The sequence below is a fragment of the Planctobacterium marinum genome, assembly GCF_020687805.1.
In the GTDB taxonomy this organism is placed as follows: Bacteria; Pseudomonadota; Gammaproteobacteria; order Enterobacterales; family Alteromonadaceae; genus Planctobacterium; species Planctobacterium marinum.
This window is the reverse complement of the sequence record NZ_JAJEWQ010000003.1, coordinates 553,824-566,122: the sequence shown is the minus strand read 5'-3', so window position 1 is coordinate 566,122 and position 12,299 is coordinate 553,824. Positions and strand designations below refer to the sequence as shown.

11 protein-coding genes and 1 pseudogene are annotated in these 12,299 nt (G+C 39.2%); 3 read left to right on the top strand and 9 right to left on the bottom strand.

Annotated features, from left to right (window positions below; all coding sequences use genetic code 11):
• The first annotated feature begins 215 nt into the window (after nucleotides 1-215).
• From LJ740_RS12175 to LJ740_RS12165, 3 genes are all read left to right on the top strand, one after another.
• Nucleotides 216-2,153, top strand: a complete 1,938-nt coding sequence (locus LJ740_RS12175) for a polysaccharide biosynthesis protein (RefSeq protein WP_229529362.1) — start codon at nucleotides 216-218, stop codon at nucleotides 2,151-2,153.
• Between the two features lie 633 nt (nucleotides 2,154-2,786).
• On the top strand, nucleotides 2,787-3,479 hold the full coding sequence (locus tag LJ740_RS12170; RefSeq protein WP_229529361.1) for a WbqC family protein: 693 nt from the start codon (nucleotides 2,787-2,789) through the stop codon (nucleotides 3,477-3,479).
• 213 nt (nucleotides 3,480-3,692) lie between these two features.
• Complete coding sequence (locus tag LJ740_RS12165; RefSeq protein ID WP_229529360.1) at nucleotides 3,693-4,622, top strand: glycosyltransferase family 2 protein; 930 nt, start codon at nucleotides 3,693-3,695, stop codon at nucleotides 4,620-4,622.
• A gap of 7 nt (nucleotides 4,623-4,629) precedes the next feature.
• Here LJ740_RS12165 and LJ740_RS12160 read toward each other — a convergent pair whose 3' ends face one another.
• From LJ740_RS12160 to LJ740_RS12120, 9 genes and pseudogenes are all read right to left on the bottom strand, one after another.
• Nucleotides 4,630-5,322, bottom strand: coding sequence for a metallophosphoesterase family protein (locus LJ740_RS12160; RefSeq protein WP_229529359.1), 693 nt, complete (start codon nucleotides 5,320-5,322; stop codon nucleotides 4,630-4,632).
• A complete protein-coding gene (locus LJ740_RS23315) occupies nucleotides 5,303-6,292 on the bottom strand; it encodes an ATP-binding protein (protein ID WP_229529358.1) in 990 nt (329 codons plus the stop codon). The genes LJ740_RS12160 and LJ740_RS23315 overlap by 20 nt, the downstream gene beginning before the upstream one ends.
• Nucleotides 6,282-7,112 carry an NAD-dependent epimerase/dehydratase family protein gene (locus tag LJ740_RS12150; protein WP_229529357.1) on the bottom strand — a complete coding sequence of 277 codons (831 nt, stop codon included), beginning with the start codon at nucleotides 7,110-7,112 and terminating at the stop codon, nucleotides 6,282-6,284. Before LJ740_RS12150 ends, LJ740_RS23315 begins: the two co-directional genes overlap by 11 nt.
• Nucleotides 7,109-7,834, bottom strand: coding sequence for a class I SAM-dependent methyltransferase (locus LJ740_RS12145; RefSeq protein WP_229529356.1), 726 nt, complete (start codon nucleotides 7,832-7,834; stop codon nucleotides 7,109-7,111). The genes LJ740_RS12150 and LJ740_RS12145 overlap by 4 nt, the downstream gene beginning before the upstream one ends.
• 216 nt (nucleotides 7,835-8,050) lie before the next feature.
• Nucleotides 8,051-8,963 (bottom strand): annotated as a pseudogene (locus LJ740_RS12140) (integrase core domain-containing protein).
• Nucleotides 8,964-9,110: 147 nt separating this feature from the next.
• Complete coding sequence (locus tag LJ740_RS12135; protein WP_229529355.1) at nucleotides 9,111-9,962, bottom strand: tail fiber domain-containing protein; 852 nt, start codon at nucleotides 9,960-9,962, stop codon at nucleotides 9,111-9,113.
• The gene (locus tag LJ740_RS12130; RefSeq protein ID WP_229529354.1) at nucleotides 9,962-10,750 is read right to left on the bottom strand and encodes a hypothetical protein; all 789 of its coding nucleotides are present in this window, start codon (nucleotides 10,748-10,750) and stop codon (nucleotides 9,962-9,964) included. The genes LJ740_RS12135 and LJ740_RS12130 overlap by 1 nt, the downstream gene beginning before the upstream one ends.
• A gap of 7 nt (nucleotides 10,751-10,757) precedes the next feature.
• Nucleotides 10,758-11,225: a hypothetical protein gene (locus LJ740_RS12125; RefSeq protein ID WP_229529353.1), complete on the bottom strand. Its 468-nt coding sequence runs from the start codon at nucleotides 11,223-11,225 to the stop codon at nucleotides 10,758-10,760.
• A gap of 130 nt (nucleotides 11,226-11,355) precedes the next feature.
• The gene (locus tag LJ740_RS12120) at nucleotides 11,356-12,297 is read right to left on the bottom strand and encodes a hypothetical protein (RefSeq protein WP_229529352.1); all 942 of its coding nucleotides are present in this window, start codon (nucleotides 12,295-12,297) and stop codon (nucleotides 11,356-11,358) included.
• Nucleotides 12,298-12,299: the final 2 nt, after the last annotated feature.

Here is a 12,299-nt window from a genome sequence, read left to right as displayed (position 1 = left end):
CGATCAACAAATCTCGGTGTAAAGTGTGGAAAACAGATATTCAATTGTTTGTTTCTTGTTTGGTTAATAAGATATAATCGAAGAGCTTGGGTGATTCTGCTATGCTCGATATTACAATCAGAGTAACCGATTCCAGCATAATCTAAACCGATATTAGTGTGTGCTCATATGCTGTAACTGTTATGACTTTTTTATTTTTACTGTGAAAACTCTTCATGAATCTGTTTTTTAAATTTTTTGAGATACCAAGAGTCTGGAAGCGGCTTGTTACATTAACAGTTGATGTAGCGTTCATCAGTATCGCATATTTTTTAGCATTTTATGTTCGTGTTGGCGAAGGGGCCTTGGAACGTTGGATTTCCAATGAGCATTTTATAGTTCTGTTTGTTACCAGCCTATTGTCACTGGGGGTCTGGATAAACCTTGGGCTCTATCGAGCCGTAATTAGATACCTAGACGTGAAGGTATTAACTAACTTGGCGATGAGCGCCATCTTTTCAGCGACTATACTACTCGTCACCAGTTATTTGCTCAAAGCTGAAATGCCTCGTTCGGTCCCATTTATTTATCTTGCATTGATTTTAATACTTACAGCGGGTAGTCGTTTATTCGTTAGAGGCCTAATTAATTCGCGCGGGAAACAGCAGAAGGAAAAAGTCATTATTTATGGTGCAGGTTCTGCTGGCAGGCAATTATGTTTATCTTTACAGCATGGCGGAGAGTATCTTCCGATAGCTTTTGTTGATCATTCCAAATATTTGCAGTCATCAGAAGTTGCCGGTGTAAAAGTGCATTCGCCGGAGATGTTAAGTGGGTTGGTAAAGACTCATCACGTTAAAAAAGTGTTGCTAGCTATTCCAAGTGCAACAATGACTCAAAGAAAGTCAATCATAAAGTCTGTCGAGTCTTTAAAGATAAAGCTGTTAACGATACCGGGTAGTGCAGACTTGGTCAGTGGTAAATACAATTACGCTAGCCTAAGGGAGGTTGAAATAAACGACTTGCTAGGAAGAGAGGCTGTGCCAGTTCAATCAGAATTATTGGAAAAGTGTATTTCTGATAATAACGTAATTGTTACAGGAGCCGGAGGTTCTATAGGCTCTGAACTTTGTCGCCAAATTGCTGCATTACAGCCTAAGTCTTTAATTCTATTAGATGTTGCGGAGTATAATTTGTATGCGGTAGAGCATGAAATAACGAACAAGTTCCCGGGGATCAATCTTATCCCAATATTAGGTTCGGTACTGGACACAGTATTACTAGAGGAACTGTTCCAAGTATACAAGGTCAATACAGTTTATCATGCAGCAGCTTACAAACATGTTCCATTAGTTGAAAAAAATACAAAGGCCGGTTTAGTTAATAATGTAATCGGGACGAGAAACGTGGCAGAATTGGCGAAAAAGCACAATATTGGTCACTTTGTGCTTGTTTCTACAGATAAAGCTGTTCGGCCGACTAATATTATGGGGGCTTCCAAACGGCTCGCTGAGCTGGTCGTGCAAACGCTAGCAGAAAGTTCCAACACGACAGTTTTTTCGATGGTGAGGTTTGGAAATGTATTAGGCTCATCGGGATCAGTGGTTCCACTGTTCAAAAGACAAATTAACCTGGGCGGACCGGTTACAGTTACCCATCCAGAAATAACTCGTTATTTTATGACAATCCCTGAAGCTGCCTCTCTTGTTATACAGGCTGGTGCTATGGCTACCGGAGGAGAAGTATTTGTGTTGGATATGGGGGAGCCGGTAAAGATAAGAGACTTGGCAGAAAACATGATCAATTTAATGGGCCTCGATGTTAAATCCGATTCTAATCCTGATGGTGATATTGAAATAACATATTCCGGCTTACGGCCCGGTGAAAAGCTCTTCGAAGAATTACTTATTGGCAACGCAGTAGAAACGACTTCACACTCTAGGATTATGAAAGCCAAAGAAGTAAAGTTGTCACAGAAAAAATTGGATGATTTGTTGGTGCAGATTCAGGAACTTTTGAATTGTGGTGATATGGCGACCTTACGAGAGGTGTTAATGACGGCTCAACTGGGATATAGCCCTGTATCCGAAATAGTAGATATATTCTATATGCGAAAAGGTTTAACACAAGTTCCAAACCATTTAAAAGTAGGTTGTAATACGATCCATCATTAATATCAATATCCATCATGAGTATCTGGAAATTCGTTATTTAATATGATGTGTTGATATTGTCAGCAATGACTTTACCGGGTCTTAATCTATTCAACTACTTTAAGTTTTACAAAGGGGCAAAGTGTCGTGTTTGGTTATTTTGGTAGTGATGCTTTTTTTATGTCAACGTTAAGCTGCTCCTGATAGTAATAAATCGGTTTTTTGTCTGGTAGCCGTTCTTATAGTGAAAGTTAGCTTGGCAACCATAATGCCTATATGAGTGTAGTATGGGGGTAGAGAGCGGTTGCCTGTTTCATGTTTTATATATTAATGCATTGCTTTTATGGTTTAGAACTGTTGTCGGTTACAGATTGTTGATTTAACCATCCACTTACTTGCGTTCATTACCCTACACAATAGAAGGTGATACAATTATTTAACGCCTGTGAAATTGATGAAGATTGTAATATTGCAAAGCTATCATTGAAATTGCATTTAATCAGTTAAAAACCTTATCTCAGATAATAGTAGATGGTGTAGGGCGAAGGTCAAAAAATGGTCAGGGTGGGATGAGGATCGAAACACGAGCTGGTATTGTAAGTTTATAGTTAATTTTTTTCAGTTCGCATTTTAAGCTGTGTAGAAGGTCATATTATGAAAACGGTTGTATCGATCGTACAATCTAATTATCTGCCATGGAAGGGATACTTTGATATCATTGCTGCCTCGGATGTCTTTGTATTCATGGATAACGTTCAGTATACCAACAGAGATTGGCGAAATCGCAACAAGATAAAGACTAGCAATGGAATGCAATGGTTAACAGTGCCTTGTGGGAGTAATGTGAGCCGATTGATTTGTGAGGTAGAAATTAGTGATAAACAGTGGCAAAAAAAGCACTTTAATAGTATCTATCACGCTTATTCAAAAGCCCCCTATTTTGGACGTTACGTTGAGTTTTTGAAAACCGTCTACTTCGAAAAATCATGGCGAAATTTATCTGATTTGAATCAATATCTAACGAAGACTATAGCTCGGGAGTTTCTTTCGATCGAAACTAAGCTTACTGACAGTGGGCGTTTTTCAAATAATTTAGGGAGTAGTCAACGACTATTGGAAATAGTTAAAGCTAATGGAGGTCAGGTTTATTTGAGCGGACCTGCTGCGAAAGACTACCTTGATGTTTCCATGTTTCAACGAGCAGGCGTGGAAGTTCAGTGGATGGATTATTCTAATTATCCCCTTTATCCTCAATTACACGGAGAGTTCCAACATCAAGTAACTATTCTTGATTTGCTATTTCATTGCGGTTCTAACGCAAGGGAATTTCTCCGCCACACAAAATAGATGCGTTAATCTGATTTTAAAGAAGCGCAAATTGCTTTACATTACTAATGAAATTGTCCCCCGGATAACGTTTACAGAAAACGCATACTATTTTCTTTAGGTGCTACTCAACTTATGTAAAAACTAATTGAGGGTTGCATATAAGCGCTATTTTGCGATTTAGAACACGTAACCCTTTTGGCTGTTTTTTAACTTAATGGAGCCTCTAACCCAATGGCAAAGCTGTCCATAGTTACAACACTTTATTATTCCGAGCACTTTTTATTAGAGTTTTATCGGCGAATTACAGATTCAGCTAAAAAAATAACTGATGATTTTGAGCTCGTTTTTGTAAATGACGGCTCACCTGACAACACGTTGAAGCTTGCTATTGATTTGCACCAAACAGATTCTCGCGTTCGAGTTATTGATTTGAGTCGCAATTTTGGTCATCACAAAGCGATACAGGCAGGTTTGGCTCATGCTAGCGGTGAGTTAATTTTTCTTATTGATGCCGATCTTGAAGAACCTCCGGAACTGCTAACGGATTTTTATCAAGCTTTCTTGGAAAAAGAAGAGCAAATAGACTCTATTTATGGCGTACAGCAAAATCGAAAAGGCGGATTGATAGAGCGCTCTACAGGATCGCTATTCTATAAATTATTTAATCGTTTGTCTGGCATTAACATGGAAGAAAGCCCACTTACAGTTCGATTGATGAGTAGGAGATATGTTGATGCGTTGCTGTTGCATCAAGAAAACGAGCTATTCCTCGCAGGTATATTTCATATAACTGGATTTACACAGCGCGTTTTAAGAGTAAATAAAAATAGTAATGAGCAGTCGACTTATACACTGCGACATAAATTAGGACTTATGAGCCGGGGGATTACTTCATTTTCCTCAGTACCACTGCATATTAGTTTTTACAGTGGATTTATAATGGCTTTTTCCGCTTTTGTGTTTGGCCTTTATTTAGTGTCTAGCAAGATATTTTTTGGAGATGCAATAGAAGCCGGATGGACATCGCTGATGGTGTCTATTTGGTTTATTGGCGGAGTGCTTTTATGTAGTCAAGGAATAATCGGTATTTATTTGTCTAAAGTTTATAGCGAAGTCAAACTGAGGCCAAACTACATTGTTCGTAATATTTATAGTAAATGATTATTGACTAAGTCACTGTGATTTTATCAATGCTGCCATTAATCCTGCCACCAATATGAAGGTGTTTTGTAAGTTTATCATCGAAGCCCAATGCAGCCATACTTTTTTTCACTGGAGTAATGTCGTACGGAACTCGTCGTAGAGTTATTTTTTCATTATCAAATAGTGCCCAAGCGCTACAAGGATTACCGTCTCTAGGTTGACCAACTGAGCCAGGGTTACAGAAGGTTTGACCATTTTCAAATTGGTAAAGACACTGAACATGGGTGTGTCCGGCAAAAAAATAGCGATAATCGAACTTTTCAAAATATGCATGATCTACGCGGTATAGGTATTCTTCGAAGCCTCGCTTCCACCCACCGTGAACAAAGGAGCTATTCTCACGTTCAATTTTCAGTGGACTCTGACTTAGCCAAGATAAGTTTTCGTTCTTAATAAGCTCGCTTTGAAAGCTGATCAATTGATCAACGGTCTTTGATCGTTTACAGCTTTCATTGTGAATTAAATAATAGTCGTGATTGCCCATTACATTGGAAACGTTTTGCGCACGCAATAGTTCAATACACTCATTTATCATGGGGTAGTATCCAACAACATCGCCAAGTGAAATGATTTCTTTCACCGGATAACGTTGTATATCTTCCAGAACAGCCTCTAGTGCTGGTAAATTACCATGGACATCAGAAATCAGAGCTATCATACTCAACGTTATCCGCTATATATCTTTGTGCTTTTCCCGACCTGATTACTGAGGTCTCAGGAATGCATTTATGTAAATAGTAGTCGATACACATTTGTGCTTCATTAACTCCGAACGCAGTCCTTAATGATGAACTTGAAGAGATTCTGGGGTTTATCTCGAGGAGGAAGTACTCATTTTGACTATCATCGTAAATAAATTGAAAGTTTGTCGGTCCAACAGGTCTACTATTATTACAGATTATTCTAATTTGTTGAATAAATGGTTCATTGCTGGTTACTTTCGCTTTATGCGTCGCACCGTCAGAGCCCAAGGTGCGCTCAAGAGTAATTAAATTAACGAAATCACCGTTACCTAATCCGAATGCTGATGCCGTAAACTCCTTTACAATACTGCTGTTTACATATCGTTGCAGTAGATACTCACTTTGGCCTAAAAAGGGGGCTAGATCCGTTTCATCATGAATTATTCGCTGTCCCTTTCCTGCCGTTGATTTGTCTAATTTAGCTATGCAGGGGTATCCCAGGGACTTTGATACTTCAATCGAGTTCGCATTTTTGGCGCTCAGCGTTTCAAGTACGGGTAAACAGTTATCGAGCAAAAACTGCCTGGTATTCAGCTTACTGCCAAATGTGTTTAAACAGTAGGAACTGTTAAGCGCTACGACGACTCCCAGTTCTGATAACGTATCCCGTATTATAGCCAGTGCCTGAAGATCTTGTTCAATACCAGGTATGATTAGGTCAATACTGTATTGTTTAACCACTCTTTGGATATGATCCTGAAAATCTTTTGAATCGGCTTTAACACCTGCTACAAAGCTATCACACCAGACTTTGCCGACGGCATCGCTATAAATGTCTATACCGACAATATAGCACTGATATAGGCTCGCCCTAAGTGACTTAACAATTCCATAGCCAATTATTGCACCGACTCCAGTAACCAATACTGTACACTTATTTTTCACGATAACGCCCAATTATAATAGACATATCATCAAGAATATTATTTTTGGGGAGACTACGAACATGTTCCCAAATTAAATTTGTGGTTGGAACGTGAATGGTTTTCAGGTTTTCTTTGTGCTGCAAAAACTCAATGGGAACTTCTATTTTATGTACCTTAGCTATGCGCCTAACTAATTTTGTGGCGCTCACTGAATTAGGGTGAGGGCAATTGTAGCAACCGGATAGTGGTGAACTGCTTAGTTCTAAAATCAATTCTTGGATATCTTTGATATACAAATAGTTACGCTGAGGATCCAATTCACCGTAAATTACAGCTTTATGTTGCAGGGTAACCTGGTCTATGAGCCGATAAAGCATTGCTTGAGATTTCTTTGCTCTACCTTCAAGGTCATATAGTTGTGGTAGTCGTAAAATTAATAGGTCTAGTTTGGTTAGTTTCGCGTACTGTAGTAACACATCTTCAGCAATCTTTTTTGACGCTCCATAACCATCATAGTATTGATTATCATTGTGCTCTATCGCAAAAATAGATGAGATGTGAATTAACTTTGCCCCTTTGTCCAATGCATATTCGGCCATATGCAAAGAACCTCTGACATTAACGTCAATACTATTAACAAAATTGTTGACATCTACATCCATTCTGGCTGCACAATGAATGACAAGGTCACATTTATCCGGGAGTATTTCTAAAGTATTGGCGTCTGTGAGAGAAAAGCCATTACTAGTAGCAAATCCAAAAGTATCAAAAGATTGCACAAATGCATTGTATAATTCTGCTCCCAGGAATCCTGTATGACCAGTTATAACAACCCTCATACAGTGCATTCAACCAGTAAAGCATTAGACAGTTCTGGATATTCAACACCTAATTGCATCATTGAATTTAACACTTCTTTAGGTAACAATAGTTTTAATAGTTGGTCTGTTGTCAGAGGTTTTAAAAAAATTCCTTCCATAGATTTTATTTTTAGTCCACTTTGAACAATAGTATCTGTTAATGAATTAACATCGAAAATACGCTTATGGCCCAACTCTAAATCCGCCGCTGATAGTTGGTACATATCCTCAATTAATCCGGCGCCCAATCCTAACTGCCGATGAAGAGACGTGGCGTTTGGAACCGCAATGAATAATTTACCGTTCTCGGATAGCATTCGCTGAAATTGTTTTAATATTGCTGTCGGATCGTTCACGTGCTCAAGGACGAATCCCATAACAATATTGTCAAACTTATCTGTTGATTCGAAATCCTCAAAAAAACTGTGGATAATTTTGACGCTGTGCAACTCTGGATATTTAGTTCTAAACTGCTGTATAACTGAGCTTGACCCATCAATAACAGAGTAATCATCTATCAGGTTAGAGAACACTTTGGTACTGTAACCGTGTCCAAGCCCTAACTCCAGTAATGAGCCACTATTTAATTTCGGTGCTATTCTGGTGGGGTACCAATGTAACATCAACTGATTGTCAAGGTCGTAAGCAAAATTGCTAGTATAGGCTTCACTAAAAAGGTCAAGGTGATTTTCTGAATTCATAAGAGTCGAAAGCGGTTAAATTCAAGTTATTTAGTTTATTAGTTTGATATAAAAGAGGTACATTATATTAATAGCGGATAAAGTTAAATATTTGTGCTGAATTAAATTTCATCGGTAAGACTACTGTCCACCCAAGCTTATATCTTAACATCTGCTTTAGATATAAGCTTGGGAAGTCTCTCTGAAGAGCAGGAAGACATTTTGTCCACTTCCTCGTTAATGACACAGTTCTAAATTAAAGTTTTCCAGATTTGCTCGGTATGCTGCCGGAGGCAGGTTACCAAGACTTACATGTGTTCTTTATTCGTTATAATTCAGCCACCAGAACCAGACCATCTTCTTTACTTAATTGATACTTTCAAACAGATAAGCGTTGAGGAATTCTCTTCGGAACGAGCCATTAAACCTCTCTACAAATCCATTTTATTGAGGCTTTCCTGGCTGAATGTAGAGCAGTTTAATATTATGCTCTACCAGTCTGTTACCCGATCCGAAATCAGTACTGGCCCATTGGTGATTAACCTGGTCCAACACTTCCAATGGCTGTGTGATGCGCTTTGGCAGTACTCTCCTGGTTCTGCGCTTTAAAATTCAGTCCTATCTGACAGTATACGCGATAAACAGGCTTATGGTTAAACGGGTAGCCTTTAAATCGCATGCGCCCGAAAAACTTCCAGAAGCCAGTTCTGGGGGATTTTTCAGTTCAGCGATTATTGCATCAATGACAGCAGCATCAACTTTGCGCCAGTCTCGTTATTATCGGTAAAAAGTTGAACGACTAATGCCCACAAATAGACAGGCTTTGAGTATGCTTTATCCAGACGTTATCAACGATTGGGCACACTCGCGTTTTACTGCTGCCACCACCCCTTTTTTCGAACAACTCCTTAATCGCATGATTCTCAAGGCTCACATCAGCATACATTTTCTTGAGCTTAGCATTCTCTTCTTCAGGCTCTTAAAGTTGTTTCACATCAGAAGCTTCCATACCACCATACTTCGACTTCCAGTTGTTATAGGTCTCATTGCTTATCCCGTGCTTACGAAAGATATCCTCAAATTTCATGCTCGCATCGGATTCTTTAAGCACCGCGATGATTTGTGACTCGCTAACACGTGATTTTTTCATTGTTGTCTCCAGCATTAGTTATTGCAGAAAACTCCAATTAAGTCTGTTTCAGTTTAGAGGGAAGTGGACAATTTAACTTTGCGATAGTATCTCTAGGAGTTACAAAGTATTTTGTCAATGATTAACATGAACGTTGCCCTGTTTATTTTAATTACTGCCCCGTTCTAGTTTGGCAAGTCGCTCATTTAATTCTCTAATTGTCTTGTTTTGATCCTGCACGACTTTAGTCAAAACGGCCACGACGTCCATCGATGCTATCCCTTTTCTGTTATTTGTAGCAACTAACTCAGGTGCGTCTTCAGCGATAAAACCAACATATGTTTCGCCAGGTTCTTTTTTATATTCAAAGGTAACAGGCTCTAGTTCCTCAAGGGCCTTATATGCATCTTCATAAGCCAATGCAACAACATGATTCTTAGTTTCCCTGCTGGACCCGTTTGTCCATGCGCCACCAGTCGTGAGCGCTGCTCCATTGCTGTGCTCAATTGCATTTCCTGCTGATACTGAAACCACCCCAAGTCCAATCTTTCCACTTTGCTCAAATGACATGACCTCAACAATACTTTTGTTAAATATCACAAACCTGTCGTTGCCGTTGGTAAAATTATTGCGCGAGCTTAAGAACCAATTTGCAGTACCGTTCTTTGCGAATATAAGTGAACCCGTATAATCAGTGGTAGGTGTATCTACTAAAATTCCGTGATGTGTGCTTTCTTTCCCTTTTAATATAAGTGTCGGCTCAATCAAAGAAACAGTGGGAAATGACAACGTACCGAGCGCAAGTTCACCAGTATCTGTTAAGGCCATTAGATCTTTAGTATTACCACTATTGCGAACTTCTAGCCGGTTCGAGCCTGAAACAGAGGACTTTCCAATTGCAATATCACCGTCGTCAGCCACCAAAAACTTTGACACACCTGACGTTTGCACATCAAATATTCCATTTGCTGTTCCGGCAGTGCTTAGTCCAACTGCTACTTTACCATCGCTTTGAACCATCAGGCGCGATAGACCCCAGTTGTTTGCACATCAAGCAAGCCTCTGGGGGAAAAACTATTGTCGATGTTGATCCCAAAATTTCCTGAGGAGGACACCAACACAGCATGATTATTAGCATCTGATGGATGGGCAAGGTCGAAAATGCCATCAGGAGAGAGGGTGCCTAACCCTATGTCACCATCAGTATCTACATACAACGCACCATTTGGTGCACCAGCCCTGATTCTGAAAGGTAACTGGGAATTATTACTTACATCTCTCACAAAAAAATTGGTTTCGTTACTTCCAATATCCCAAGCCTGCGCAGCAAAACCTGAAGAGCCATCCTGTTCAAGTCTTATTGTTGGGCTATTTCCTGTGACGGAGTGCAACTGCATCGCTGGCGATGTTGTTCCTAACCCAATACGGTTGTTCATATGGATATACAAGGAGTTTGACTCTGCACCATCCAAAATTGTAAAAGGGACAGTCTGACCGTCAATGTTTTCAATTGAAAATTTATTCAATCCACCATTTGCAGAGTCATTTGCGGTGATTTGCCAATCCCTGGTAGGGAACCCCCCAGAACTACTGGTGTCAATAAACCTGATTCTGAGGTTATTTTCTTTCATTCGGATAGTGTCGAAGTTAAAGTTCTCACCGGAGTTACAATCGACACCTACACAAATACTACCTTTGACTACTATATCGTCATTGAATAACTGATCGGCCAGAATAGTTTGACTGTTTAACAGTAGTGAACTTACAACTACGCTCTGCAAGTAAGCAATAATTTTGGATATTCTCACACTCCGATTACCACTCATCATTATTACTTGCCTCTTTAATTTGCGAGAAGGATTGAATACTACCTGAATTCACCACAAAACTGCCGCTATGAGAAATTGGGGTACCAGCATAAGTGAAATTATCTTCCCCTCTGCCATTGTCGATAGTGTCTTGCACTAGTCTAAGGTTTCCAACATGGGCCTTAATTGTGTAGGTGTATCGACCCGGGGGCAATTTTTTCAAGCTATTAAGTAAGTTTATGGTTGTTGACTGACCTTCAAACGCTTCGGTCATGAAAATACCGTCAGGACCTGAAATCGAAACCGTACCTCCGTGGCTGGTGGTGCCAATTTGAAAGGAAATCATCGAACTCGACATAGACGCTTTGATTAATTCTTTATCTGGTTGTTCCGATTTGCTTAGCTCAAACAAATCAGAGCCTAGCGTCGAGGTACAAACAAGCAACAAAATGATAGTTGATGATAACCTAAGCATATAAAAGACCTGCGGTATTCTTGAATTATGTCAACGTGACGTCTGGAGTAAAGCTCATGCCGTCAATATAAACAGTTTTAGATAATTTTCCATTTTTATTATCAAAAAAGATGGAATTTTTTCTACTTAGTTACGGCCTAAAGTGAGGCGCATCGACATAAATATACTCTATGACTTTATCTATTTCCTCTTCCAACCTTAAAAAGCTGTGCAACCCTTTTACTGCGATTAGTTGCGTTAAAATTACCCGATTGGCTATAACTTTAGAAGATTGGATTAGATCTATACTAGTATTTTCTTTAGCCATGACTGCAGTAGCGAAGATTTTAGTATTTTCTCCAGATTCTGTAGTGGTGTTCGAGGTCTTTAGTAAATTAAGTTCAACGAGAGATTTAGAGTTCATTAGTTCGCTTTTACTGCGTTCCTCAAGATTATGTTTACCTGAGGTGTGTGGCAATAGGCTGATAATCAATAGCACATCATTAAGGTATTCATGTTGATTGTTGCTGCGCAGTACCAGTGAATTTTCGTGTTTCTGCGTAATTTTAAATCCGCGCATATTCTCAATTTTGATGCAAGGGGAAGTCGATAACGTTAGTAATTCAGATAGTTGCCATTCAACACTTTCAAACATATAGGCAATCTCTCGCTCGTGTTTTATAAAGAGTCTCTCCGGTAAACTAAGTTGTAGTTGAAAACTGGTTGCTCCTTGCCCATCCACCAGGTGAAACCGTAAAAAATTGGAGTCGGCAATAAGCTCTCTGACAACTAAAACCTTTTCATTCAATCTCAATGAATCAGGCTTTGGGATGGTTGTCATATTTATACTGTTCAGAGCACGAGCTTGTGCGAGTTGATTTAATTGAGCCGCCGGAATATCTTTTTCCTCAAATCTGAATTTGATGAACTCTTCATTGTTTTGCCACAAATATTGATCAACAGTTGCCTTTAAATTCAGGGTATTCGATATATTAGCGTAAATAAGACTACCGTTATACTGAATGAGTCTCTCAGCGTGACAATACCCACTAAAAATAAAGGCAAATAATGTGAACACTGTGGAATTAGTCATTT

Excerpts from the sequence above, each read along its gene's own strand:
- LJ740_RS12175 (WP_229529362.1), top strand. The coding sequence starts at position 216 with ATGAATCTGTTTTTTAAATTTTTTGAGATACCAAGAGTCTGGAAGCGG.
- LJ740_RS12170 (WP_229529361.1), top strand. The coding sequence starts at position 2,787 with ATGAAAACGGTTGTATCGATCGTACAATCTAATTATCTGCCATGGAAG.
- LJ740_RS12165 (WP_229529360.1), top strand. The coding sequence starts at position 3,693 with ATGGCAAAGCTGTCCATAGTTACAACACTTTATTATTCCGAGCACTTT.
- LJ740_RS12160 (WP_229529359.1), bottom strand. The coding sequence starts at position 5,322 with ATGATAGCTCTGATTTCTGATGTCCATGGTAATTTACCAGCACTAGAG.
- LJ740_RS12150 (WP_229529357.1), bottom strand. The coding sequence starts at position 7,112 with ATGAGGGTTGTTATAACTGGTCATACAGGATTCCTGGGAGCAGAATTA.
- LJ740_RS12145 (WP_229529356.1), bottom strand. The coding sequence starts at position 7,834 with ATGAATTCAGAAAATCACCTTGACCTTTTTAGTGAAGCCTATACTAGC.
- LJ740_RS12135 (WP_229529355.1), bottom strand. The coding sequence starts at position 9,962 with ATGGTTCAAAGCGATGGTAAAGTAGCAGTTGGACTAAGCACTGCCGGA.
- LJ740_RS12125 (WP_229529353.1), bottom strand. The coding sequence starts at position 11,225 with ATGCTTAGGTTATCATCAACTATCATTTTGTTGCTTGTTTGTACCTCG.
- LJ740_RS12120 (WP_229529352.1), bottom strand. The coding sequence starts at position 12,297 with ATGACTAATTCCACAGTGTTCACATTATTTGCCTTTATTTTTAGTGGG.